This window comes from Lactobacillus taiwanensis (assembly GCF_017894345.1).
Lineage (GTDB): Bacteria > Bacillota > Bacilli > Lactobacillales > Lactobacillaceae > Lactobacillus > Lactobacillus taiwanensis.
On record NZ_CP059276.1, the window covers coordinates 158,862 to 184,939 of the forward strand.

At 34.5% G+C, this 26,078-nt stretch carries 20 protein-coding genes; 12 read left to right on the forward strand and 8 right to left on the reverse strand.

The window, feature by feature from the left end:
- Nucleotides 1-191: 191 nt before the first annotated feature.
- From H1A07_RS00785 to H1A07_RS00800, 4 genes are all read left to right on the forward strand, one after another.
- Nucleotides 192-1,562, forward strand: coding sequence for an MFS transporter (locus H1A07_RS00785; protein ID WP_094498865.1), 1,371 nt, complete (start codon nt 192-194; stop codon nt 1,560-1,562).
- Nucleotides 1,563-1,656: 94 nt separating this feature from the next.
- On the forward strand, nt 1,657-3,606 hold the full coding sequence (locus H1A07_RS00790; RefSeq protein ID WP_210145085.1) for a M13 family metallopeptidase: 1,950 nt from the start codon (nt 1,657-1,659) through the stop codon (nt 3,604-3,606).
- A gap of 142 nt (nt 3,607-3,748) precedes the next feature.
- The gene (locus H1A07_RS00795; RefSeq protein WP_210145086.1) at nt 3,749-5,455 is read left to right on the forward strand and encodes a cell division protein; all 1,707 of its coding nucleotides are present in this window, start codon (nt 3,749-3,751) and stop codon (nt 5,453-5,455) included.
- Nucleotides 5,456-5,658: 203 nt separating this feature from the next.
- Nucleotides 5,659-7,317, forward strand: a complete 1,659-nt coding sequence (locus H1A07_RS00800; protein WP_210145087.1) for a phosphoenolpyruvate carboxykinase (ATP) — start codon at nt 5,659-5,661, stop codon at nt 7,315-7,317.
- Nucleotides 7,318-7,400: 83 nt separating this feature from the next.
- Here H1A07_RS00800 and H1A07_RS00805 read toward each other — a convergent pair whose 3' ends face one another.
- The 4 genes from H1A07_RS00805 to H1A07_RS00820 form a co-directional block, all read right to left on the reverse strand.
- Complete coding sequence (locus tag H1A07_RS00805) at nt 7,401-9,452, reverse strand: KUP/HAK/KT family potassium transporter (protein WP_210145088.1); 2,052 nt, start codon at nt 9,450-9,452, stop codon at nt 7,401-7,403.
- Between the two features lie 150 nt (nt 9,453-9,602).
- Nucleotides 9,603-11,600, reverse strand: a complete 1,998-nt coding sequence (locus tag H1A07_RS00810; protein ID WP_210145089.1) for a KUP/HAK/KT family potassium transporter — start codon at nt 11,598-11,600, stop codon at nt 9,603-9,605.
- Nucleotides 11,601-11,738: 138 nt separating this feature from the next.
- The gene (locus tag H1A07_RS00815) at nt 11,739-12,158 is read right to left on the reverse strand and encodes a hypothetical protein (RefSeq protein WP_210145090.1); all 420 of its coding nucleotides are present in this window, start codon (nt 12,156-12,158) and stop codon (nt 11,739-11,741) included.
- An 86-nt stretch (nt 12,159-12,244) separates the two neighbouring features.
- Nucleotides 12,245-13,306, reverse strand: coding sequence for a hypothetical protein (locus H1A07_RS00820; protein ID WP_210145478.1), 1,062 nt, complete (start codon nt 13,304-13,306; stop codon nt 12,245-12,247).
- 175 nt (nt 13,307-13,481) lie between these two features.
- On the opposite strand from H1A07_RS00820, the gene H1A07_RS00825 reads away from it, so the two are divergent.
- From H1A07_RS00825 to H1A07_RS00850, 6 genes are all read left to right on the forward strand, one after another.
- A complete protein-coding gene (locus H1A07_RS00825) occupies nt 13,482-13,691 on the forward strand; it encodes a DUF1659 domain-containing protein (RefSeq protein WP_057718127.1) in 210 nt (69 codons plus the stop codon).
- A 47-nt stretch (nt 13,692-13,738) separates the two neighbouring features.
- A complete protein-coding gene (locus tag H1A07_RS00830) occupies nt 13,739-13,978 on the forward strand; it encodes a DUF2922 domain-containing protein (protein ID WP_210145091.1) in 240 nt (79 codons plus the stop codon).
- 203 nt (nt 13,979-14,181) lie between these two features.
- The gene (locus tag H1A07_RS00835) at nt 14,182-16,119 is read left to right on the forward strand and encodes a glycoside hydrolase family 73 protein (RefSeq protein ID WP_210145092.1); all 1,938 of its coding nucleotides are present in this window, start codon (nt 14,182-14,184) and stop codon (nt 16,117-16,119) included.
- Between the two features lie 53 nt (nt 16,120-16,172).
- On the forward strand, nt 16,173-18,641 hold the full coding sequence (locus H1A07_RS00840; protein ID WP_210145093.1) for a GH25 family lysozyme: 2,469 nt from the start codon (nt 16,173-16,175) through the stop codon (nt 18,639-18,641).
- Between the two features lie 79 nt (nt 18,642-18,720).
- Nucleotides 18,721-19,560: a PfkB family carbohydrate kinase gene (locus tag H1A07_RS00845; protein WP_210145094.1), complete on the forward strand. Its 840-nt coding sequence runs from the start codon at nt 18,721-18,723 to the stop codon at nt 19,558-19,560.
- A 74-nt stretch (nt 19,561-19,634) separates the two neighbouring features.
- The gene (locus tag H1A07_RS00850; protein WP_210145095.1) at nt 19,635-21,461 is read left to right on the forward strand and encodes a monovalent cation:proton antiporter family protein; all 1,827 of its coding nucleotides are present in this window, start codon (nt 19,635-19,637) and stop codon (nt 21,459-21,461) included.
- A gap of 42 nt (nt 21,462-21,503) precedes the next feature.
- On the opposite strand, the gene H1A07_RS00855 is transcribed toward H1A07_RS00850, so the two are convergent.
- The 4 genes from H1A07_RS00855 to H1A07_RS00870 all read right to left on the reverse strand — a co-directional run bounded on the left by H1A07_RS00855 (nt 21,504) and on the right by H1A07_RS00870 (nt 24,621).
- Complete coding sequence (locus H1A07_RS00855) at nt 21,504-22,466, reverse strand: Gfo/Idh/MocA family protein (RefSeq protein WP_210145096.1); 963 nt, start codon at nt 22,464-22,466, stop codon at nt 21,504-21,506.
- A gap of 14 nt (nt 22,467-22,480) precedes the next feature.
- Nucleotides 22,481-23,263, reverse strand: a complete 783-nt coding sequence (locus tag H1A07_RS00860) for a hypothetical protein (RefSeq protein ID WP_210145097.1) — start codon at nt 23,261-23,263, stop codon at nt 22,481-22,483.
- A 20-nt stretch (nt 23,264-23,283) separates the two neighbouring features.
- A complete protein-coding gene (locus H1A07_RS00865; protein WP_210145098.1) occupies nt 23,284-24,117 on the reverse strand; it encodes a DUF6612 family protein in 834 nt (277 codons plus the stop codon).
- Between the two features lie 81 nt (nt 24,118-24,198).
- On the reverse strand, nt 24,199-24,621 hold the full coding sequence (locus tag H1A07_RS00870; RefSeq protein WP_057718118.1) for a PAS domain-containing protein: 423 nt from the start codon (nt 24,619-24,621) through the stop codon (nt 24,199-24,201).
- A 157-nt stretch (nt 24,622-24,778) separates the two neighbouring features.
- Here H1A07_RS00870 and H1A07_RS00875 point away from each other — a divergent pair, with 157 nt between their 5' ends.
- Nucleotides 24,779-25,153: a hypothetical protein gene (locus tag H1A07_RS00875; protein WP_244974146.1), complete on the forward strand. Its 375-nt coding sequence runs from the start codon at nt 24,779-24,781 to the stop codon at nt 25,151-25,153.
- A gap of 189 nt (nt 25,154-25,342) precedes the next feature.
- Nucleotides 25,343-26,035: a 2,3-diphosphoglycerate-dependent phosphoglycerate mutase gene (locus tag H1A07_RS00880; protein ID WP_057718117.1), complete on the forward strand. Its 693-nt coding sequence runs from the start codon at nt 25,343-25,345 to the stop codon at nt 26,033-26,035.
- Nucleotides 26,036-26,078 lie beyond the last annotated feature (43 nt).

Below are 26,078 nucleotides of genomic sequence, written 5' to 3' on the forward strand. Positions count from 1 at the left end.
CAGACTAATTAAACCTAAACTCAATCCTATTAAAGATAATTTTAAATTAGGATTGGATTTAGGTTTTTCATAATCTTTTCTCCATTTATTTGTGATGTAATTCATAACTTTATTATCCAAGAATGAGTAAAAAAAGACTAGAATGAAATATGAGAGATACAGCCTATTTATGAGAAAAAGGAAGATTAAAAATGGCTAAAAAGGTTTCACCACGCATAGTATTGGCTATCTTATCCGCAGGGATGCTATCATTTTTAGGAATTTTAGATGAAACAGCTACAACGGTTACTTTTCCTATCCTAACTAGAGAATTTGCAGTTACAACTGATCAAGTGCAATGGGTAAATACCCTTGTATTATTAGTAATTGCAACAATTGTACCAATTAGTTCTCAGATTAGATTAAGGATATCAACTAAACATATTTTTATCTTAGGTGTTTTATTGTTTGCTTTAGGATTGATAATTGATATTATTACGCCGCGCTTTGATTTATTACTGCTAGGACGTGCGTTACAAGGTGTTGGTACTGGAATTGGATTACCGCTAATGTACAATATTATTTTAACGGAAGTGCCTAAAGAAAAAATTGGCTTTATGATGGGAATCGGAACAATGATTACTGCGTGTGCAGTTGCCTTTGGACCGGTTTTTGGCGGAACTATAACTGATATTTTAAATTGGCGTTGGATCTTTATTATCTCATTAGTTTTAATTTTAATTAGTTTACTAACGGGAACGTATTCAATTGAGCAAATTAATTCATTGCAAAATGTAAAGATTAAGTATGGGCAGTGGTTTTCACTAGCTCTAGCTTTAGTCTGTCTCATGTTAGGCTTTACTCAAATAGCAAAGTATCAGTTTTTGTCAATTCAAGTTGCTGGATTTTTAGCATTAGGTATTATTAGTTTGTTAATTTGGATAAAGATATCTTGGTCCGATAAAAATGCGCTTATTAGCCCGCAACTATTCGAAAATTTCAATTTTAGTATGCAATTAATTGCCTATTGTTTTGCCAAAATTGCTACGTTAGCGTTAGGTTTTATTTTTCCTATTTATGTGCAAACTGTTAATCATGGATCAGTATCTCTTGCTGGCTGGATAACCTTTCCCGGAGCAATAATTAATGCGCTAATGGCAGCTTTAGCTGGCAAACTACTTGATAAAAAAGGAGCAAGACTACCAATTATTATTGGTGTGTGCGCCAGTTTGATTAGTTTGATTTTGATGAATTTCTTAGCGCCACTTAGCAATTTAGAAATTGTTTTCTTGTATATTCTTTATTATGGTGGCTATGGAATGTGCTTTGGTAGTTTATTGACTAGTGGCTTACTTAGTTTAGGTAAAGATAATCATGCTCAAGGTAATGCTATTTTTAATACGCTGCAACAATTTTCTGGGGCACTGGGAACGGCACTTGCTGGTACAATGATTGCCTTGGCACAAAATCAAAACTATAAAAATAGTACGGTAATTGGATCCAAATGGGCTTTTATGATCTTGCTAGTTCTGATAATTATTAATTTGCTTCTGACAATTGTCTTTGTACCAAAGAAAAAATAAAGATAAAAAATTATGTTTTTAATAATAGACTAAAAATTTTAATAATGATATCATTTAGTTAATTACTTATGATTTATAAGGAGGAATTTTATTAATGGCATTATTCAATGTACGTGGTGGTGCTGGTGATATCACTAAGCCAGATCTTAATGCAAGACCACAAGATAATCTTTATTTAGCAGTGAATTCTGAATGGATGGAAAAAGCAAAAATTCCTTCAGATCGTTCAAGAATCAGCTCATTTGATGGTATTGACTTAAATATTGAAAAGAACTTAATGCAGGATTTTGCTGATTTTGCAGATGGTAAAAAGAAGTTGCCAGAGGTTCCTAATTTTGAAAAAGCAGTAGAACTTTATAAGATCGCTAATAATTTTGACAAGAGAAATGCAGATGGTGCAAAACCAATTAAGGCTGACCTTGAAGAAATTACTAGTTTACGCAATTTAGCTGATCTTAACTTAAGAGCGGCTGATTTTTACAAGAATGCGTTTGATTTACCAATTAGTGTATCTGTTGATGCTGACATGAAAGATACAAAAGTTCATGTAGTTTATGTTGGTGGACCTGGCTTATTCTTACCTGATACTACTACTTACGATAATCCTGCAGCAGCTGACCTATTGAAGGTATTACAAGATCAATCTGAAAACCTATTGAAGATGGCTGGTGTAAGTGAAGCAGATGCCAAGAAATATGTAGAAGATGCTTTGAAGTTTGATAAGAAACTTTCTAAAGTTGTTAAGTCATCTGAAGAATGGGCAGATTATCCTGCAATGTATAATCCGATGTCCTTAGATGAATTCGAATCTAAATTTGATAGCTTTAAAGTTGATAACTTCTTAAGTAACTTATTTGCTCAAAAGCCAGATAAGGTGATCGTAACTGAACCTAGATTCTTAGACCATGTTGAAGAATTACTTAATGAAGATAACTTTGATGAAATTAAAGGCTGGATGGTTGTTAAATTCATTAATGGTGTAGCTGCATATCTTTCTCAAGATTTCCGTGAAGCTGCATTTCCGTTTAGTCAAGCTTTATCAGGTCAACCTGAATTATCTTCTGGTACTAAGCAAGCTTATCGCTTAGCTAACGGCATGTTTAGTGAAGTAGTTGGTGTTTACTACGGTCAAACTTACTTTGGTGCTGAAGCAAAAGCTGATGTCGAAGATATGATTCATAAGATGATTGACGTTTATGAAAAACGTATTTCTGAAAATGAATGGTTATCTGAAGATACTAAGAAAAAAGCAATTGTTAAGTTGCGCGCCTTAATTTTGAAGATTGGTTACCCAGAAAAGATCGAAAAAATTTACGATCGTCTTCAAGTTACTTCTGAATCAGAAGGTGGCAGTCTATATTCAAATGAAAGTGCCGCTGCTGTTGAATCAGTTAAGTACAACCTTGAAAAATTAAACGAACCAGTTGATAGAACTGTTTGGTTAATGCCAGGTAACTTAGTAAATGCTTGCTACGATCCACAAAGAAATGACATTACTTTCCCAGCAGCAATTTTACAAAAGCCATTCTACGACCTGAAGCAATCACGTAGCTTGAATTATGGTGGTATTGGTGTCGTTATTGCGCACGAAATTTCACACGCATTTGATAACAACGGTGCTAAGTTCGACGAATTCGGTAATTTGAAGAATTGGTGGACTGACGAAGACTTTGCAGAATTCAAGAAACGTACGCAAGACGAAATTGACTTATTTAATGGAATTGAATATGGCCCAGTTACCTTAAATGGTAAGCAAATTGTTTCTGAAAATATTGCAGACCAAGGTGGTTTAACTGCAGCTGTTGAAGCAAATAAGGGCGAAAATGGAAACATGAAGGAAGTATTTGAAAACTTTGCTCGTGTTTGGGCAAACAAGCAACTTCCTGAATCAATTAAGACACAAGTCTCAGTTGACGTTCACGCTCCTGGTCCTGAAAGAGCTAATGTTCAATCGCAATGCCAAGAAGAATTCTACAAGGCATTTGATGTGAAGCCAGAAGATGGTATGTGGCTTGATCCAGAAAAACGTGTTGTGATCTGGTAAAAAATAAAAACTAATTTTAGAATCAAATGGCGAAAGCTGTTTGGTTCTTTTTTCGTAGTTTGCAAAAAAAATTCGTTAATAATATTATGAATTGGTATTCTTAAAATAAAGAAATATTTCTCAAATTAGAAAAGGTTAGACAATGTTAGAAAAAATAAGGAATAACAAATTCTGCCAATTCATCTGGCCGTATCTTTTAATTGCGTTGGCTACTACCATAGTTATTTCACCGCAATTAATCTCGCACACTATTTTGGCTAGCGATGACACTGCTGATACTTTATTTCACTATAGTCGTTTTTATGATGCAGGGATGCAAATTAAAACTGGAATTTTCAGTATCTTTCAGACGAACTTTACTTTTCAGCAGAGTGGAAGAATAATTAATGCTATCTATGGGCCATTATTTGCTTACTTTAATGGAATTCTAGTGCTTATTGCTGGTAATTGGTTTAACTATCAGATTATTTTAACGTATCTAATTTCGTTGTTAGGTGCTGGAAGTATGTATTACTTACTTAAAAAAGTAGGTATTAATAAGCTTTTAGCAACTGTCATTGGAATTATTTATATTAATATTGGGATGATTCCAGCATTTATTAACCGCAGTTCGTTTAACGGTTGGGGTCAAGCTTTAATGCCATTAGTTGTTTTGTGCGGCGTACGCATGATTCAAGATAAAAGGCAGCCAATTAACTGGATTCAGCTGATGTTAGTAATGAGCTTACTAGTACAAGTTCATGTTTTAAGTACATTAATGGCAGCATTGCTATTAATTCCATTCTTTGTTTGTTCATTAATTATCAATAACAATTCAAAAAAAGTTTGGATACCTTTTATTAAGGCTGTTGTTGGTACAGTTGTTTTATCTGCAAATGTAATCGGTGCTTTTTTAGTCTTAATGCCTAATAATCATTTAGCCGCTAATACTGAGTTTGACTTATCCCGTGGCGGTTTGCGGCCGCATATGCTTTGGCATAATGAATATGGAACAGCCTTTGCTTATATTTTGCCAATCTTTGTCTTATTGATTATTGCACAATTTGTTTATGCAGTAATGCATTATAAGCGAGATAAGTTGAATGCCTTTGTAACAGTTTGGGGAACAATTTTATTAGGGTTATCTTCATTTATTTTTCCCTGGGGATTAGTACAAAGAGTATTTCCAAGTTTGAAATCCTATTTCCAATTTCCATTTAGATTAACGGTAGTAGCTTATCCATTAATTCTTTTAGGGATAGGACTAACTATTAATTATTTACTGAAGCAAGGAGTTAAGCCAAGAGTAGTTGGAATTAGCTTAGTGACCATTCTTCTTTTGGAAGCTGCAATACCAAACCTAATAACTAATCACATTTTCACAGTTGCTTGTGCAAAGGATACTACTGTTCAACAAGTAGCACATAAATCAAATGACAGTGAGATGTTAAATATGCTTAAGTGGCATTACTTGCCTGATTATTTACCGACTAAAGATAAGTCGATTGATCAAAATGCAGCTTATCTATACAAAATTAATGTTGTTAATCAATGGCAAAAATATCGTCACTATGTAACTAAAAATGGTGACTTGATTTTATCTTGGAAGGGAAAAGAATCTCGTGATATTATCTTACCCGTTGTTTTATACAAGCAGAGTGAGTTAACTGTGAATAATAAAAAATTCTCAGGAGCTAAAAATGTAATTGGTAACCCAATTATTTATCAAAAACGGGGATTAAACCATGCTACTTTACGTTTTATAGTACCGACTTGGTTCTATATAGTGAGTGCAATTTCAATGATGTCGTGGCTTGCAGCTATCGTCTTTTTAATATGGAAAAATTTTATAAATGGTAAAAATAATTAATTAGAGTAATTTTTAATCATATATAAAAGCAGAATCTTGATGGGATAAACTCATCAGGATTCTGCTTTTTGTTTGTACTGGTTTACTTACTATTAATATCAATTTATTTTTCAAGTCTTACATAGCGATAGCTAACTTGTTATGTTATGATTTAACTGTAAGAATTGGAACCGCTTTCTATGGTTTCGGAGGAGGAAAATAAGTTGAGTACACAAGAACGTTATTCTCATGATGAGTTAAGAAAAGCTAACAAGAAATTTAGTCGGGTTCGTTCTACTATTGAATCTGCCTTTTATGGCAACAATGTACACGAAGTAACTAGTGTTGCTGAAGCTTATAATTTAGCTAAAAAACAATCTGGTGTTATTGAAACTGACCTACCAATTTTGCATACTAAGGAATTAGGCTTGCCACAAGGGGCAAAGCAATTGGTTTATAACCATGGTAAAATTTTGGGTAGAACAGCAAGTGCACGTCACCTTGTTGACGATCCAAAAGAGGATCCTGAGGCATTAGCAGGCAATTTACGTGAAGATATTTATAAGGGCCATAATCAAAAATTCTTAAAAGCAACAGTTTTAGTAGGACTAGATCCAAGCTTTACTGTTAAAGCACATATTATGATGCCAGAAGACCAAGCCTTTAACTTGCTCTCATATATCTTGAACTTCCACTTCTTTGATGAAGAAGCAGAAAAGATCTATAAGAAGTCGAAATTATATGATGAAGGAGATATTTACTTCTACTTTGATCCAAATACACAAGATGAAGACTATCCAAAGGGTTTTGGTGTCTTTGATGCTCCACATAACTGTGCTGCAGTCTTTGGCTTACGCTACTTCGGTGAATTAAAGAAGGGTACTTTGACTCTTGCTTGGGCTATGGCTCATAGAAACGGTTATACTGCTTGTCACGGTGGTGAAAAGTCATTCCACTTTAAGGATAAGGATGATAAAGTATTTGCTTTCTACGGCTTATCTGGTTCAGGTAAATCTACTTTGACTCATGAAATGTATGATGGTAAATATGATATTACTGTTTTGCACGACGATGCATTTATTATTTCTCGTGAAGATGGATCTTCAGTAGCATTAGAGCCTTCATACTTTGATAAGACGCATGACTATCCAGCAGGTCACCACGAGACTAAGTACTACACTACAATTATGAACTGTGCTGTTACTCAAGACGAAGATGGTAAGAAGGTTATTGTTACTGAAGACTTACGTAACAATAATGGTCGTGTTATTAAGACACGTTATACTTCACCACATAGAGTTGACTATGAAAGTGCACCAATTACAGCTTTATTCTGGATTATGAAGGATGGTTCATTACCACCAATCTTAAAGGTTGACGATCCAGTTTTAGCTACAACCATGGGACTTACTTTAGCAACTAAGAGAACTAGTGCTGAAAACTTGCCTAAGGGCTTTGATATGAATACCTTAGTAATTGAGCCATTTGCAGATCCATTCCGCGCTTACCCAGTATCTGGTGACTACTCCGACTTTAAGGAATTATTTACTAAGCGAGGAGCATCTTGTTATATCTTAAACACAGATGCATTCATGGGTAAGGATATTCCAAAGGAAGTAACTAAGAAGTTAGTGGAAGATCTTGCTAATGGCAGCATTAAGGATAGCGACTGGAAACCATTTGGTAACTTCAAGGGTGTATCATACTTACCAATCGAAGACTATGAAGTTCACTTGGATGATCCAGAATATCAAAAGACTTTAGCTAAGAGAATGCAAGATCGTTTAGATTGGCTTAACAAGTATGATGAAGAACATCCTACTCAACCAATCCAAGCTGAAGCTAAGGAAACTTTAGAAGGTATTATTAAAGAATTAAGTTAATAATTTAAATATTCCTCTATAATTTTTATATTTGAACACTAAAAAAGACATCCCGATTGGGATGTCTTTTTCGTATCTATTTATTACTCTTTAAGTTCGCCTTCAGCTTGAAGTTTCTTTTTAATAACTTCAAATTTCTTTGGAGCAATTCGAGTAATGTGTTGTCTTCTTTGATTTCCTAAAATTAATGGAACACGTTCGATGACTGTGTCAGCGTAATCTAAACCAAACCATGAAGCTGGGTTAGATGAAAGGTTCTGTAACCATACACGTGCTTCTACTAGGAATTTTTCATAACTACGTAGTTGAGTTTGAGGACTAATTACATCGTTAACAATAACAAATGAGAAGTCACCAACATCTCTACCAGGAGTGGTGGTGTATTCTTGTGGTTGAGATTCAATTGTTCCATCGGCGATTAAATCATGAACAATTTGACGCAAGTAAACATTCACACTGGTTTGTTGCTTGAAACCAAGGAAAAGCTGAACGTTAATTACGTTCTTAGTACCGTAAGTGTTAACAGCATATTCAGCAGTAAATGGTTCATTAGTAACGTTTACCGTTACAAACCAATATGCACGTGCACGCTTTGGACGTTTATCCAAAATAGAATAAAGAATTTCACGTTTAATGAACTTATTATATTTAACTTTTGCCATATAAACTAAGTTAGTAGCGAAAGTAGGATAATCTTCGTCATGACTTAAGTTTGTTAGCATATCAACGTATTCATCAAGTCTTACGTAAGCATTGCGTGATTCACGCTTGTCTCTAATTTTATTACCATAGAACCAAACGTACATAATAACGCCGATGAAGCCGGCAATTACTAATGAAACGTAACCACCATGCATGAACTTGCTCAAGCTGGCTAACATAAACATTACATCCAGGAAGCCAAAGAAAATTAAGAAAATCCAGTTCCAAATTGTATGAATGCCTTTCATTGCTAACCATTCATAGAGCAGAATTGTTGTCATTAACATTGAGATGGTAATTGACAAACCATATGCTGCTTCCATGTGAGCTGAAGTTTGGAAGAACAAAACAATCGCAATTGTTGCAGCACAAATCATCTTATTAACAGAGGGAATATAAATTTGCCCTTTCTTAGTTGAGGGATACATAATATTCATTCTTGGTAAAAATTTCAATCCACTGGCTTCAGCCACTAAAGTAAATGAACCAGTAATTAAGGCTTGTGAAGCAATAACGGCTGCAATAGTTGCTAAAACAATAGCAGCTAAACGAATATTTTGTGGAATGATTTCAAAGAATGGGTTGAAATCACCATTTCCAGCATTGTAGTTAGGATTGTTTAAAATCCAAACACCTTGACCAAAGTAGTTAAGTGACAAACAGACGAAAACATATGGCCAAGAACCGATAATATTACCTTTACCAACGTGTCCTACGTCAGAGTACAAAGCTTCAGCACCAGTAGTAGCAAGGAAGATAGATCCTAAAATAAAGATCCCAGCCTTGTTATATGGACTAAATAAAAGCTTGATTGCGTAGTATGGGTTAAGAGCTTGTAAGATAGAAAGATCGCCCATCATGTTCATTAAACCGATAACACCTAGGAAGGTAAACCAGATAAACATGATTGGACCAAATGCTTTACCAATAATACTTGTTCCCATTCTTTGAATCGAAAATAGGATTAACAAAATTACTACAGTAATTGCAATAACAGTGCCTTGAGTTGAAACTGGAACATTACCATGACCAAATTCAATTCCCTTTAATCCTTCAATAGCAGTTGTAACAGTAACTGCAGGAGTTAAAGTACCATCGGCTAAGATTGCCGCCCCACCGATTAAAGCGGGAAGCACCAACCATTTTGCTCGTTTACGTATTAAAGTATATAGAGCAAAGATACCACCTTCACCATGGTTGGTTGCTTTTAATGCAATAAAAACAGTTTGCAGTGTCGTTAATAATGTAACTGTCCAAAGCACTAAAGAAATAGAACCAACGATAAAGTCACGATTTACATTTGCAATTCCGCCGTTTCCGGCAACAATTGACTTCATAACATATAACGGACTTGTTCCGATATCACCGTAGACAATGCCGATAGCAATTAGTAAGCCCGCGGCCGATATATTTTTCCGTGTTTTTTCATTCATTTTTATTCTCCCAATAGATAGCCAAAATGACTAAATATCTAAATAACGTAAAAAAGAATGCCAAAAAAGGGACATTCTTCTTTAAACATATCTATTTTCATCTATTTATGCAAGAGTTGCAAGTATCTGCAAGAGAATAATTAAAAATAATTATCTTAGTTTAGTTCTATGAATAGATTTAATATCTTGAGATCCTAAAATTAAAGGAACTCGTTCAACTACAGTATCAGCATATTCTAAGCCAAACCAGATAGCTGGATTAGAGGATAGATTTTGAAGCCAAACGCGACTTTCAACTAACCATTTTTCATAGGTGTTGAGTTGAGTTTGTGGACTAATTACGTCGTTAACAATTACGAACTTAAAGTCACCAACATCTCTCCCAGGAGTGGTTGTATATTCTTGTGGCTGAGATTCAATAGTGCCGTCTTTGATTAAATCATGAACAATTTGGCGTAGATAAACATTAACTTTTTGTTGCTGTTTGAATCCTAAATAAAGCTGAACATTAATGACATTTTTTGTGCCGTAAGTATTAACCGCGTATTCAGCAGTAAATGGCTCGTTAGTAACATTTACAGTTACGAACCAATAAGCATGAGCTCGTTTAGGTCGTTTATCTAAGATTGAATAAAGCATGTCGCGTTTGATAAATTTATTGTATTTAACTTTTGCCATATAAACTAAATTAGTAGCATATAGCGGGACGCTATCATCATGACTTAAACTACTTAACATATTAGTGTATTCATCTAAACGGACATAAGCATTTTCAGCTTCCCGCTTATCACGTACTTTATTACCAAAGTACCAAACGTACATAATTGCACCAATGAAGGCAGCGATGATAACGGTAACGTAACCGCCATGTAAAAATTTGGCTAAGCTAGAAATTAAAAACATAATTTCAATTGCACCAAAAAGTAACAGAAATATTAAGCGCAAACCCAAATTAATTTTTCTCAGTGATAGATATTCAAAGAGAAGAATTGTTGTCATAAGCATTGTTACGGTAATTGCAAGACCATAAGCAGCTTCCATGTGTTCAGATGTTCTAAATAAAAAGACAATTCCAATTGTGGCAACACAAAGCATTTTATTGATTGAAGGAATAAATAATTGTCCCTGTTGAGTAGAAGGATAAATGATTTTCATTCTTGGTAAAAACTTTAAGCTGCTAGCTTCAGAAACTAAAGTAAATGACCCCGTAATTAAAGCTTGCGAGGCGATAATTGCGGCTAAGGTGGCCAAGATTATAGCAAAAAATTTCCATTGGCTTGGTAAGGCTTCAAAAAAGGGATTAAAGTCAGTTGCTCCAGCATGATAGTTTGGATTTTCTAAGATCCAAACACCTTGCCCAAGATAATTTAAGGCTAAGCAAATAAACACAAAAGGCCATGATCCCATAATATTGCCTTTACCTACATGTCCAACGTCAGAATAGAGTGCCTCAGCCCCTGTAGTAGCTAAAAAGACTGCTCCTAGAATTAAGATACCAACTTTGTTTGCTGGGCTAAATAAAACTTTGACAGCTAAAAGTGGATTAAGTGCTTCAAGTAGTGACCAGTCATGACTTAAGTTCATGATTCCAGTTACTCCTAAGAAGGTAAACCAGAGTAGCATGATAGGGCCGAAAGTCTTGCCGATAATACTAGTTCCCATTCTTTGAATAGAAAATAAAAACAGCAAAATAATAATTGTAATCATAATAACGCTATTTTGATTAGGAAGAGGAATGTCGTCGCCGAATTTCATGTTTTTAAGACCTTCAATGGCTGTTGTTACAGTAACTGCTGGTGTTAAGGTTCCATCAGCAAGTAATGCAGCTCCTCCGACTAAGGCGGGGATAACTAGCCATTTTGCTTTTTTTCTAACTAAAGCATAGAGTGAAAAGATCCCACCCTCACCATGATTAGTTGCTTTGAGAGCGATTAAGACATATTTAACTGTTGTTAAAAGTGTTATCGTCCAAAGAATAAGTGAAATGGAGCCAACAATATATTCACGGTTAACATTAGCAATACCACCATTTTCGTTTACGATTGCTTTCATAACATATAGTGGACTTGTACCAATATCACCGTAAACAATTCCAATTGAAACTAAAAGTCCTGCTAAGGTAACTTTTTTACGTAGATTATTATTCATATTAGCTTTCCTCTGAAATAAATTGTTAATAATATTTCTGAATAAACAAAAAAAGAATGTATCATACGATACATTCTTTTTTGTTAGCACTATTTTGGCCCATTAAAAACCAATATGCAAATAATAAATTGTGATTTTTTATGAAAGAGTTTGTTTAATTTCGTTACGACGATCAGTGTACCATTTGTCCCAATCTTCGTAAGTCTTCATGTTTTGTGGATCTATGCCAGTTTGTTTTTGGATATTGTTAAGCATATCTATAAAACGTTCTGCATGAATGTTTAATACGTGCTTAACCAAATTTTGACGGCTGAAGGCCATATTATTAGTTAAGTAAGTATTGATTTCGATAACGTCATGATTACCATCGTAAACGTCCATGATTTCAAGATCACTTTCGTCAAATTTTGAAATGTAGAAGTTAGCAAATGTCTTTAAGTAATCCGGTTGTTCTTTAAATTCAGTAGCAGGCATTTCTACACGATTTGCTTCTGGCATAACTACTTCAAATTCTTCTTTTTCTTGAGTTTCTTCGGTGTTCTTCTTGTCTTCAGTCAAAGTTAAGAGCTCCTTTACTGTTTAGCTGTACAAAAATTCAATATAATCTTACATTGAATTGCAATCAAAAGCAAATTTTATCGGGCTTATTTAAAGTTCTCTACATCTTGCTTAGTATATGAGTCAATTGTGGTATGACCGTTGTTGGCAGCTGATCTCATGAAGTCGACAACTTTTTGATCGGACCAAGAACTAGTATCAACACCAATTGAACTTAACTGGTTACGAGTTTGAGAAATTACACGACCAGTAACTGTTTGTCCGCCAACCATCATGCTATCGTTATTTGAATTAGATGAGGAGTTACTGCTGGTATTGTTATTATTAGCAGATTGATTACTGCTTGAAGCATTTGAGTGAGATGATTGTTTATTTGAAGCACTATTGTTTTGAGTATTAGTACTACTTGAATTAGTTTGGTTAGAACTGTTATTGCTGTTAGTACTTGTAGAGTTAGATTTTGTAGATGAGTTAGAGTTTGAGCTAGCTTGTTTATTTGAAGAAGTAGCCTCATCTTCATCATTAGCGTCTAAGTTATCGGTATCGATATCCTCATTAACATCTTCACCGTTCAATCTAGCATTAGCAGCTTTACGCAAATGCTTTACGTTCTTCTTTACTTTCTTATAATATTTGCCATTAATGTAGGGCAGATCTAAGATTTGGTCGCAAGAATCAATGGTTGATTGGTAGTTCCCATCGCGATAGCTAATCTTTGCCTGCTTATATAAAGGATTAATATCATTTTTGATATGATCTTGCACCTTATTAATGGTCTTGTAGAGCTTTGTAGCTTGCTTAGTCATTACAGAGTAGCCATTAGTCTTATTGGCAACTTTGTCTAACTCACCAAGAGCATCTTTAAATTCGTATTCTCGAATTTTTTCTTTAGCATCTTTCATGTTGCCAGCTTGATCTGCGTAGGTCTTTGATTCAGAAGTAGCCTTTACATCATGTGCATCTTCAAACTTTTCTTCAGCTGCTTCATATTGTTGACTAGAAGCAGCATCTTTTCCTTGGTTCATGTAAGTAGTGTACTTATCTGAACCACTATTAGATGAATTATTTGATGATGTATTTGAACATCCAACTGCTAAAAAGGTAATGAAGAATGCCGTAATGGCCACTCCGAGTTTTGATCGTTTCATCATTTTTTTCCTCCTATAAAAATGAATTTATCCTACTTAAATTATACCAAATTTCATGTATAACAATTTTTTAGAAAAAGTTGGCACAAATTACTGAGATAAATCGTTAGTAATAGTGTAAGGCAATTCACCGGTGATGACTTACAAAAAATATTTATAAATTAGGAGCATAAAAATGGAATTTATTTTAAAAGATCAATCAGTTCAATTTACTTTTATAGGTGAGAAGTACAACAATGGTAAGAAAAATAAAATTCTGAAAAATGTTAAAAAGCAAGTTAAAGCTGAAGACATTATGAAGGTGGGCAAAGCTTTATCTAGCCTTCAAAAAGATGCAGGAATTCAAAAAGCTAGATTAATCTCATATTCAGATATTCAAAACTAGAAATTATCTATTTTATAAATCTCAATAGTTTGAAAGGAAAATAAAAAATGGCTACTACTAAAACTTTAAGACTTACATTCAAAAATGCTAAAGACAAGAAAGTAAATTTATCTTTAGCAGAAGCAGCTGAAGATTTAACTGCAGAAGAAGTAAAGAATGCAATGAATGAAATGTGTGAAGCAAACATTTTTGCAAAGGAAGAAGTTGATCAATATCAGGTTCCTTTATCTGCTCAATACGTTGAACGTACAACTACTTCTGTGTTTGATGATAGTGAGCAAAATTAAAACATTGGTAAGAGAGGTAAGGAACCTAATTAAGTTATTAAATAAGCTCTTGAAAAGGTAATGCTTCGGCATTACTCTTTTTATTTTAAGATAAAAGTATGTAATTTATGTTACTTTTTTGTTTCAGAATATACGTTCGGTTGTATCTGACAACTTGCCAAACTACAATAAAGAGTGTATGTAAATTGGAGGGAGTTTAAGCAATGAAAAAACGAACATTCACTGGTATTGCTACCGCGGCACTTATCACAACTGCCGGTATATCAGTTACCAACAACCTTAAACCAGATAATCCTTTAAAAACTGGTGAAGGTACTGTTCAAGCTGCAACCTATAAACAAGAATTTTTAAATAAAGCTATTCCAGCTGCTACGACTGCATCATCTAAGTATGGTACTTATACTTCAGTTATGCTTGCTCAAGCAACAGTTGAATCAGCTTGGGGTCAATCAGGTCTGTCACAAGAACCTAATAATAACTTATTTGGTATTAAGGGTTCTTACAATGGCCAATCTGTAAACATGAACACTGGCGAATACGGCAACGGTGGTTACTACACTACTAATGCCGGATTCAGAAAGTATCCATCGTATACTGAATCATTTGAAGATAATGGTGCTTTATTACGTAACCAAATGGGTAACTATTACTCTGGTACTTGGGTAGAAAACTCAAATAACTATGCTCAAGCAACTCAAAATGGTTTACAAGGTAAATACGCTACTGATCCAAATTATGCTAAGACGCTTAATAGTGTGATTGCAACTAATGGTTTTGACAAATACGATCCCGTTACCCAAGTTGTTAACGAAAACCGTACGGTTGCACAAACAACGCCAATTACGAGTGCACCAGTTGATCCTAGTGTTGGTACACAAGTAGATACTGCAAGAGTTGGTCAAAACGTAAATGTTACTAAATATATTACTTATAACAACGGCGTAAAGCGTGCATTTATTGGTAACGGCTGGATTAATGCACTTGCATTTAGTCCAATTACTACTAATACAACTACTGCTAATACTGCAGCTACTAACACTAATAATAGTAATAAGCAAAATACAGCTGCAACTACTAATAATAAAGCAAGTCAAGCAGTTAAGACACCAGTAGCACAAACTCAACAAGCTAAGAATCAAGCTCCTGCTGCTCCAGTTAAAACTGCAACTGTAGAAGTAAAGAAGGCAGCTGAAGTTAAAACTCCAGTCCAAACAACAACCTTAAATGTTAAAACTGAGACTAAGGCAGCACAACCTGTAAAACGATTAGCTACTTCATTAGCAGTTGCACCTAAGAAGGAGGTTGTTAAAGCTGAACCAGCTAAGGTAACTCCTGTGAAGACTGAAGCTGCTAAAACTGAAAACAAGGAAGTTAAGCCTGCTGCTCCAGTAGTTAAAACTACTGAAACTAAGAAAACTGAAACTGTTAAGAAGGTTGAAACTCCAGCAGTTAAACCAGTTGAATCTGTTAAGAAAGAAACAACTTCAGTTGTTAAGATAACTCCAGTAGCTGCAACTAAAGAAGACACTAAGACTACTGAAGCTCCAGTAGTTAAACCTAAGAAGGTTGAAGTTAAAGAAGTTAAGACAACTCCAGTTACTACTAGCGCTAAGACTGTTGTGAAGCCAATTGCTGCAGTTAAGCCAGTTCAAAGTTATCAAAGCGTTGCAACTAATCCTGCTACTAGCAACTATGGTACTCAATGGATCAGCACCAATACTGCTCCTAAGGCTGCATCTACTGTTTTAGTTAAAGTTACTAAGACTGTTGACGTTTTATCAGCACCAGGTGGTCAAAAGTTAAACCAACAAGTTGACGCTGGTAGTGAGTTCGTTGTTTTATCTTCAAAATACTACAACGGTAACTTATATTACGAAATTAGTAACGGAAAATGGATTATGGCACAATATACTACTCAAGAAGCACAAATCACTGCTAAATCTGGTGTGTTAACTATTAATTCCAAGCCAGACTACGGTGTAGCAGTATGGCGTGTTCCTGGACAAGATCAAATTTCAGGTAAATTCTTGAAAGATGGTTCAAGTTGGAGATACTTCCGTGTAGCAAATGTTCAAGGACAAACTTGGTATGACCTTGGCGGTAACCAATGGGTATCTGCTAAATCCGTATTGGTTCGTTAATTTAAAAAGATAGAATTTATTCATTAAGATTTTTTGGAGGAGAAATTTTTTTAATGCGTTCAACAAATAAGAAATTTATTAGTGCATTAGCTTGTGCTAGTGCTATGACAGCTTTAGCAATTATTGATCCTGTGGGAGTTACTAAAACTCATCAAGTAGCACAAGCCGCAACTGATACTGTACCTGCAAAATCTGCTGGTGTAGATGTTTCGAGTTGGCAAGGCAAGGACTTAACTCAACAAGCTAAGTCAGGGGCTCAATTTGCTGTAGTGAAGGTATCTGAAGGTACAAATTATCAAAACCCTAGAGCTCAAGGACAAATTTCTAGTGCTGAGCAAAATAATATGATGACTTTGGGGTATCACTATACTCACTTTGGTGATAACAGTAATCAAGCCGTTCAAGAAGGAAATTATGCAGTTAATTCTGCAAAATCTGCTGGATTACAACAAGGATCGTATTTAGCAGCTGATTGGGAACAAGATCCTCATAACAAGACTACTGGTAGTATCGAAGATAATACTAATGCAATTACTAGTTTTATGGATACTGTTCACAATGGTGGATATAATCCAATGCTATATTCTAGTGAGTCGCTATTAAAGAATAAGGTAGATACTAATAAGATCACTGAAAAATATCCAAATTCATTATGGGTAGCTAAGTACAAAACTAATGGTCGTGAAGATAATCCTGACTACAATTACTTCCCGTCAATGGATAATGTAGCTATTTGGCAATATACACAAAATTGGCGTGGTCAAAATGTTGATGGAAATGTTAACGTAGTTCCCCTTTCAAAGAAAGGTAATGGTGCAAGTCAAAACAGTAGCTCTAATGCAAGTACAAGTACTAATACGTCAAACGTTAATACTAGTTCTCAAAGTAGTAGTCAAGTACCTGCAAATCCATTTATTAATGACAACAAAACGGTTGATACTAGCTGGGTTAAGCAAGAAGGTACTTTTACTACTGGTGGAGCGATCAATTTAAGAACCGGTGCAAGTACTAATAGTAGCGTTATTGCTCAACTTCCAGCAAATACTGAAGTTAAGTATGATGCATATAGCACCAAAGGTAATTACACATGGTTAAGACAACCACGTGCAAATAATCAATATGGCTATTTAGTAGGTCGTGCAAACGGTCAAGATTGGGGTACTTTCAAGACAAACTCAGTTGCTAATGAAGTAACTAAGCCAGCAACTAACAACAATAATGTTAGTAAACCTGCCCAAAACAATAACAAGCCAAGTCAACCAGTACACAACAATACAAATACTAATGTAAATAGTGACTGGACTAAGCAAAATGGTGTGTTCGTTACTGGCGGTGAAATTAACTTAAGAACTGGTGCAAGCACCAACAGTAAGGTAATCGCATTACTTCCAACAAACACCGAAGTTAAATACGATGCATACCGTACAGAAGGCCAATACACATGGTTAAGACAACCAAGAGCAAATGGTCAATATGGTTATTTAGTAGGACGTAACAACGGCAATGCTTGGGGAACATTCAAAGAAGGTTCTGCAGAAGCAAGCAAACCTGCAACTAACAATAAGCCAGCCCAAAACAATAACAAGCCAAGTCAACCAGTACACGACAATACAAATACTAATGTAAATAGTGACTGGACTAAGCAAAATGGTGTGTTCGTTACTGGCGGTGAAATTAACCTAAGAACTGGTGCAAGCACTAATAGTAGTGTTATTGCTCAACTTCCAGCAAATACTGAAGTTAAATATGATGCATACCGTACAGAAGGCCAATACACATGGTTAAGACAACCAAGAGCAAACGGTCAATATGGTTACTTAGTAGGACGTAATAACGGCAGTGCTTGGGGAACATTCAAAGAAGGTTCCGCAGAAGCAAGTAAACCTGCAACTAACAACAAACCAGCTCAAAACACAGCTAAGCCAAGTCAATCAGTACACAACAATACAAACACTAATGTAAATAGTGACTGGACTAAGCAAAATGGTGTATTCGTTACTGGCGGTGAAATTAACCTAAGAACTGGTGCAAGCACTAATAGTAGTGTTATTGCTCAACTTCCAACAAATACTGAAGTTAAATATGATGCATACCGTACAGAAGGCCAATACACATGGTTAAGACAACCAAGAGCAAACGGTCAATATGGTTACTTAGTAGGACGTAATAACGGCAATGCTTGGGGAACATTCAAAGAAGGTTCTGCAGAAGCAAGTAAACCTGCAAATACTAACGTTAATAGACCTGTTCAACAAAATACTCAAAAGCAAGTAGCAACTAATAATAACGCTACTTGGACTAAACAAAATGGCACTTTCATTACTGGTGGAGCAATTAACCTAAGAACTGGTGCAAGCACTAAGAGCCCAATTATTGAGACTTTACCAATTAATACTGTAATTAAGTACGATGCGTACTACCGTTCTGGTAACTATGTATGGTTAAGACAACCAAGAGCAAATGGTCAATACGGCTATTTAGTAGGTCGTTTAAATAACCAAGTATGGGGAACTTACAGATAGTCTCTTAAAATATTTTGACTAAATGAAAAGACATGATTTCTGAATTAGGAATCATGTCTTTTTTGTCTTATAATAATCTATGAAAAAAGCATGGAGGAGTATAATTTTGATTTATACAGTAACTTTAGATCCTAGTGAAAGTGTAGTAGGCAAAGGAATCAATATTTCACTTATTTTAAAAAAATTAGGTATTGAATCAATTGCAACTGGCATCGTAAATCATAAAAATGTAGAACAAGTTGCAGAAGAACTTGATAAAGCTGAGATTGAGAATCAATTTATTGAGCAAAAACGTGGAATTAAAATTACCGCTAAGAATCAGCAAAAATTATTAGATTATTTAAAGGTATTAAAAGCTGGTGATATCTTAGTCATTGCGGGAAGTTTTGCCAAGGGAATTGATCCAGTTTATTTAACTGATTTAGCTAGAGTTGCTGATAAGCGAGCAGCAGGTTTAGTTGTTGATGTTCCTTACGAAAATGTACTTGATATCTTACCAATGAATCCATTGTTAATTAAACCAAATGAAACTGAATTGAAGCATTGGTTTGAAAAAGATAATGAAAAAGTAACTACAAAAGAATTAATTGATATGGCACACAACTTAGTTGTAAAGGGTGCTCAACATGTTCTCATATCTTTAGGTGCCAATGGCGCTGCAATTGTTAACATGATGGATGCTTTAATGGCACATGCACCTGAAATTGAAGAAGTTGATAGTACAGGTAGTGGGGATGCACTGCTTGGTACTTTCCTTGCTGGAATGCTTAAAGGCTATACACCTGTTAGAAATTTATCAGATGCAATTGCTGCTGGTAGTGATACAGCCCAAAGTAAATGGTTAACTGACTTTACAACAACACCAGCACTTCAAAAACAGGTTATTGCAAGAAGAATTACTTTTGAAGAAGCAGAGTAAAAAATAAGTCGGTTCACAAAGACCGACTTATTTTAGTATAATGACAGTAATTTTACTGTGAGGAGAAAAGAAAAGTGGATTTGTCTCTTTTGATTGTCAGTTTAGCTGCACTGGTCATTCCAATCTTAATGGCTAGGTTTAAAATTAATGCTATTCCGACTGCTGTTGCTGAAATTGTGACTGGAATAATCTTAGGAAAAAGTCTTTTAAATACCATTAAGATTACTAGTAGCGTCTCGCTCTTGTCTAATCTAGGTGTGATTTTATTGATGTTCTTGTCAGGAATGGAAATAAATTTTGACCTATTTAAAAAGAAAGACTTGCCTGATTCAAAACAAAGTAAAGTAAATCCAGCACGAATAGCTATAATATCTTTTGTTACTATAACGATTACAGCATTTGCCTTAGCTGAAATTCTTAAATTTATGGGATTATTCAGTGATGGGATGCTAGCAATGATTATCTTTATGACAGTGGCTTTAGGAGTAGTTATTGCTACGTTAAAAGAAAAAGAAATCTTATCGCGTCCAATTGGACAGACTATTTTACTTACAGCCGTGCTAGGAGAAGTTATTCCCTTATTACTATTAACAATCTATGCATCTATTAATGGTGGGAATGCAGGACGTTTATGGCTAATTATCTTGCTATTTTTAGTTGCTATTATTTTACTGAAACGATTTAAGCAGCCATATCATTGGTTTAATAAAATTTCTAAATCAACTACGCAACTTGATATTAGATTGGCATTTTTCTTGATTTTTACTCTGGTAACAGTTGCAGAAAGAGTAGGAGCAGAAAACATTTTAGGTGCCTTTCTAGCAGGAATGGTAATGAAATTGTTAGAACCAAGTGAAGCTACAATGGATAAGTTAACATCTATTGGATATGGCTTTTTCATTCCAATATTTTTCATTACAACTGGGGTGAAGTTAGATCTTAAAACATTATTGACCAATCCAAATGCTTTAATGCTGATTCCTGTCTTAGTATTATTTTTACTTTTAGCAAAATTGCCGATTTTTTTAGTTTATGTACGAAATTTCAACAAGCGTAATAGTATTGCAGGTACCTTTTTAATTATGACTACAATTACGATTGTGCTTCCTACGTTGGAAGTTGCTCGTAAACTAAATGCAATTACTGAAACGCAATCAGATGCCTTTATTTTGGCAGCAGTTGTAGCATGTATTTTAGGACCTATCTTGTTTAATTCAATCTTCAAATTGACTAAGGAGGATAAAATTAAACAGCGAGTTGTTATGATGGGAACAAATGTTATGACAGTTCCAGTTGCTCAAGAACTGCATGATAATTGGTATGATGTTTTATTAGTAACTCATAAAAAAGAAAATTATGATACCTATAAGAGCAAGGTGGAAAATTTAAAGTTGATTAATGGACTAAGTGAAGAAGCTTTGGATAAGGCTGGAATCTTTAATTGTGATATTTTGGTTGCTGGATTTATTGAAGATGATTTAAATCGTAAGATTGCCCAGTTGGCCAAAGAACATGGTGTTCAACGTGTAATCGCTAGCCAAGAGAAACCAAAACCTGAAATAATTAAGAACTTAAAGAGTGAAAATATTGAAATATATAATGTCTTCAATGTTCAAACTTCGGTTTTGCGTGCATTAATTGAATCACCTTCAATTTTAAGAATTCTGACTGATACTAAGAATGGATTGTTCGAGGTAACGGTTAGAAATCATAAATACGCTGGTCAGAAATTAATGAACCTTGACTTTATTGAGCAAATGACGGTTAGCCGAATTTGGAGAAACAGTAAATGGTTAGTGCCGCATGGAAATACAATTATTGAAGTAGGTGACCATTTAATTTTCACAGCTAAAGGTGAAGATGCTGAACGAATTCGTGAAGAATTGGGTAGAAGAAATTAGATATTAAAAAATGGGGCAGGAATTTTTCCTGTCCCATTTTTGTTAACGTTGACTTTTAGCTTCCTGTAAAACAGCTAAAGTATTAAGACTATGAGTAAAAGCTTTATCTGCTACCATAAAATTATGTTGATCAATAATCTTGGTAAATTCAATAAATTCCGCGATCATTCGGTGAGAATACTTATTATGATTAATAACTTCAAGATCTTTTCCTCGCAACTGGATTCCAACCTTAGGCATTTCGTTAGGATGACCATAAATGATAAGTACGCCTTTTTCACCTTCTATTGTGCTGGCGTTAGGTGAAAAACTGTCTTTGGCCGCGATTGAGCTTGCTTGTTTATCAGAGTAGCTTAAGTGTAAGATGCCGGAAGTATCGATATTTTTCTGAATAGTAGAGAAGTATTTAACTGAATTTGGTTTTCCAAAAAGTTTAACGATGATATGAAGGTTATAGATGCCCAAATCCATTAATGCACCGCCGTCTTTTTTAGGATCAAAGGCAGGCTGAATATCACCCTCTAAGAATGCGTCGTAGCGACTTGAATACTGAGTATAGTTTAAGTTAACAACATGAATTGGTGCAATTTTAGCTAAGTTATCTTCAATAAATTTAAAATTTTCAAGATAGATGTTAGTTATTGCTTCAACAATAATGAGTTGGTTTTTATCAGCAATTTTCTTTAGTTCACGTGCTTCATCAATTGTGGCTACAAAGGGCTTTTCACAAATAACATTTTTACCAGCTTCAAGCGCTGCTTTAGCAATAGAAAAATGTAAACTGTTTGGAACGGCAACATACACTGTATCGACATTAGAGTCATTAAATAAATTGTTGTTGTCATCATATAAATTTGAAATATGATATTGCTTTTGTAATTCAAGCCCGATTTGATGGCTTCTTTTAGTAGTTGAAAGAGCAGTAAGATCAAGATGAGGGATTTGATTAGCTATTGATAAAAAATCGTGAACAATTTTTCCTGAGCCAATAATACCTAATTTCACAATAAAAAACTCCTTTATTTAAGCTTAAAATCTAATTTTTTAGCATTTTTAGTAACATAAGATGGAACCTTTAATTTATTAACTTGATTGATATCGTAAAGATGAAGTGTGAGTGTACCCTCTTTTTTGCTATGATAAGTAACTTTATAGTACATTTCAGTTAACTCTTTTTTACGGTTAACATTGATACGCAATTTGATACTTTTAACATTAGTTAATTGAGGGTTGCTTGTTGGGGCAACTGTAGTAGTATTTTGCATGCCTCTAATAACATCGCGATTATCGCCATTATAAGAAATGAGATATCCGTTAAAACCGTTAGCTTTAATCGTCATTGCTTTGAAGGCATCATCAGAAAATTGGCTAAAATCATGAGCGGTGTATAATTTTTTATAGTCTGAATAAACCTCGCTGAAGATTGCATTTTGCTTAATGTAATTCCATTGTTTGGTGCCGTCACGATGATATACATATTTATTGTTGGCCCATAATTCAGAATTAGTATCAGATTTAGGAATGCTTTTCATTGTAATATGGATAGTATTATTAGGACCAACAACATAATTTGAGTACAGCTTTGCTTTTGAGTTAGTAGTTTTAACGTCAACGCGTGCAGTTTCAATTTTTGTATTAGCTGCATCAGTTAAGGCATCTTTGGTGCTAGGTTTCTTAAATGCTATAACTGAACCCCAAATTACGATTATTAAAATAATAATGCCTAAAATTAAAGCGGCAATTTTGCCGCCTTGGTTGTTAGGAAAAATAATTCTTTTGTTTTTTGTTTTATTTTTCGCCATAGTTTATCTTTCTAAAATGATTATTTTTGATTTTGCTGTTGTTCTTCTTGGGCTTTCTTAATATCTTCAGCACTAATTGCATCTTTTTGAATGTTATCTGGAACTGCCAAGTCACTGTGCTGACCTAGTTGATCATAAGTTAGGTTCCAAGTGAAGTTATATTTTCCACCAGCAGTATATCGTGCTTTAAAAGTCATTGATTCAACTTTCTTAGTAGTTGGATCGATAAGATAAGTAACATTAAGATTTTGCAGTTGAGCTGATTTTACAAGACGAGCTACCTGCATGTTTTGAGAGCCAGGTGTGTTCATAGCATCAATAACTAGTGGGTTAACAGCATTCCAAAGTTTAGTATCAGTACCATCAAAGCTAACTACATAGTTGCCGTTCTTTTTTTGAACAGTTGCTTTATTAGCAAAAGCCTTATTGATAGACTTAAAGGTTGCTGGATCAAATCTTTCTTTTACTTGGTCAGCATCAAAGGTATCAGCATTGATTGAATTTTTAATCCAGTGACCTTTATTTTGTTCTAATAGAAGATACATATCTTTTTTCGTAAGCCACATTTGTTCAGTTTGAGACTTTTTCTTTTGAGTTAAAGTATAAGTAAGGTTAGTTACGTCGCCCTTATCCTTAAAAAGACCTTCTAATTTTGATTTTTGATTCATTTCATCCGAATTAAGAGATTGTGTGAAGTGACCGTTTGCAAAACTAATTTTGAAGTTAGCATTAATAAGTGAGCTTGCAGAAGGTTCTGGATTGGTTTTTGGCTTAGAATTCTTTTTTGAACAAGCTGTAGTTAAAGAAACAAGCACTATTCCTAGTAGCAATAAAAAGCTAAATTTTTTCTTCATAAAATTTATTCCCCCAATAAAAGTATACAATGTTTATTTTACTCTATTTTAAGTGCAAAAAAGTATTCTAAGAACTTAACTTTAGTGCTTTTTAAGGACATTTAAAATATTACGTAATTTACTTCCTCTGATCTGTAGATTACTTACTGGCTGCGTCACTTCAATACAGCCTATGTATTTTCCAGCTTCATTATGAAGACTATAAAAAGAAATATTAACTGGTTGATTGTCTTTGGTAATCATGATTGAAATGGTGCTACGACTCCCAGTATGCATTTGATTTAGAACTTCCTTAACATGCTTTTGACTGTGGCCGGGATGCACTTCAAAAACAGTTTTACCAATATCTTTTTCAGTTCGTTTGAAAAGCCGATGCTTATTCATTGACGACCAAACAACGCGATCATTTTCATCTAAAACATCCATTTCTTGCGGAATTGTTCTAAAGATAGCGTTTAATTGATCTAAGGATAAGTGACCACCTTGTAATTTGATGTCTTTCATATATGTACTTCCAATTCTTTAAATCTTAATATATTCAATGTTATTTTAACATTAATAAATAATTATTACTTTGGTGTTTGGAAATTGCGTATATATTTTTGTAGCAGCAAAATGAAAGCGGTATTCATAGCTTTAAGGTAGATATGGAGGATATCTTATGAAATTAAGTAAAAAACAAATGACTACTACGTTTATGACAGCTGTATTAGTGGTTATTGTAGGTGGCGGCTATTACTATGCTAGTCATTCAATCGCTAAACATTTGCCTAGTCACGTCTATGAATATACTTCAGTTTCTGGTAATCAAAATGCCTACATGACTTTTGTTGATAATGGAGATCAAGTAATTGTTACTCCAGATAAAGACACAGCTCTTAAAACAAGCAATAGTGCAAGTGATTTCCAAAAAATTTATAAAGAAAATGCTAAATCTGGTAAGTGGAATTATGAAGCTCAAGGAAACAAGTTAACGATCTCTAAGCTTCAAGATAATAAAGTCTCATTATGGCAATATAATGATATGTTAGTCTAGGTTAAAAAGATGCACTCAAGAAGCTTTACTTATCAAATTGCTAATGCTGGACAAGACGTTGATAAGAAAGCGACTACCTTTGAACAAATTCGCTAAGAATAAGGGAAATTTGTGGGATTTCCTATGAAAATTCTGAATAAGCGTGTAAAATAGTTAATGAAACATTGAATTTTAAAGGAGATACAGTTCATGTCGAAATTAGTTTTAATTCGTCACGGTCAAAGTGAATGGAACCTTTCCAACCAATTTACTGGTTGGGTTGATGTAAACCTTTCAGAAAAAGGTGTTGAAGAAGCTAAAAAAGCTGGTCGTTTAATCAAGGAACACGGTCTTGAATTTGATCAAGCTTACACTTCATTATTAACTCGTGCTATCAAGACTTTGCACTACGCACTTGAAGAAAGTGACCAACTTTGGATTCCAGAAACTAAGACTTGGAGATTAAACGAACGTCATTACGGTGCTCTTCAAGGTTTAAACAAGAAGGCCACTGCTGAAAAATACGGTGACGAACAAGTTCACATTTGGCGTCGTTCATACGATGTTTTACCACCAGCTATTGATGATGATAACGAATTTAGTCAAGCACATGACCGTCGTTACGCAAACTTGGATCCACATATCGTTCCTAAGGCAGAAAACTTACACGTTACTTTAGACCGTGTAATGCCATTCTGGGAAGATCACATTGCTCCAGATTTACTTGACGGCAAGAACGTTATTATTGCTGCTCACGGTAATTCACTACGTGCTTTAACTAAGTACATTGAAAACATCTCTGATGATGACATCATGGACTTAGAAATGAAGACTGGTGAACCAGTTGTTTACACATTTGACGATAAGTTAGATGTTGTTAACAAAGAAAAGCTTGACGACTAATTTCTAGTTATTAAGTATTAAAGCTCTGACGAAAGTCAGAGCT

Excerpts from the sequence above, each read along its gene's own strand:
- H1A07_RS00880 (WP_057718117.1), top strand. The coding sequence starts at position 25,343 with ATGTCGAAATTAGTTTTAATTCGTCACGGTCAAAGTGAATGGAACCTT.
- H1A07_RS00825 (WP_057718127.1), top strand. The coding sequence starts at position 13,482 with ATGGAATTTATTTTAAAAGATCAATCAGTTCAATTTACTTTTATAGGT.
- H1A07_RS00790 (WP_210145085.1), top strand. The coding sequence starts at position 1,657 with ATGGCATTATTCAATGTACGTGGTGGTGCTGGTGATATCACTAAGCCA.
- H1A07_RS00860 (WP_210145097.1), bottom strand. The coding sequence starts at position 23,263 with ATGGCGAAAAATAAAACAAAAAACAAAAGAATTATTTTTCCTAACAAC.
- H1A07_RS00840 (WP_210145093.1), top strand. The coding sequence starts at position 16,173 with ATGCGTTCAACAAATAAGAAATTTATTAGTGCATTAGCTTGTGCTAGT.
- H1A07_RS00785 (WP_094498865.1), top strand. The coding sequence starts at position 192 with ATGGCTAAAAAGGTTTCACCACGCATAGTATTGGCTATCTTATCCGCA.
- H1A07_RS00795 (WP_210145086.1), top strand. The coding sequence starts at position 3,749 with ATGTTAGAAAAAATAAGGAATAACAAATTCTGCCAATTCATCTGGCCG.
- H1A07_RS00835 (WP_210145092.1), top strand. The coding sequence starts at position 14,182 with ATGAAAAAACGAACATTCACTGGTATTGCTACCGCGGCACTTATCACA.
- H1A07_RS00810 (WP_210145089.1), bottom strand. The coding sequence starts at position 11,600 with ATGAATAATAATCTACGTAAAAAAGTTACCTTAGCAGGACTTTTAGTT.
- H1A07_RS00875 (WP_244974146.1), top strand. The coding sequence starts at position 24,779 with ATGAAATTAAGTAAAAAACAAATGACTACTACGTTTATGACAGCTGTA.
- H1A07_RS00820 (WP_210145478.1), bottom strand. The coding sequence starts at position 13,306 with ATGAAACGATCAAAACTCGGAGTGGCCATTACGGCATTCTTCATTACC.
- H1A07_RS00830 (WP_210145091.1), top strand. The coding sequence starts at position 13,739 with ATGGCTACTACTAAAACTTTAAGACTTACATTCAAAAATGCTAAAGAC.
- H1A07_RS00870 (WP_057718118.1), bottom strand. The coding sequence starts at position 24,621 with ATGAAAGACATCAAATTACAAGGTGGTCACTTATCCTTAGATCAATTA.
- H1A07_RS00805 (WP_210145088.1), bottom strand. The coding sequence starts at position 9,452 with ATGAATGAAAAAACACGGAAAAATATATCGGCCGCGGGCTTACTAATT.
- H1A07_RS00845 (WP_210145094.1), top strand. The coding sequence starts at position 18,721 with ATGAAAAAAGCATGGAGGAGTATAATTTTGATTTATACAGTAACTTTA.
- H1A07_RS00865 (WP_210145098.1), bottom strand. The coding sequence starts at position 24,117 with ATGAAGAAAAAATTTAGCTTTTTATTGCTACTAGGAATAGTGCTTGTT.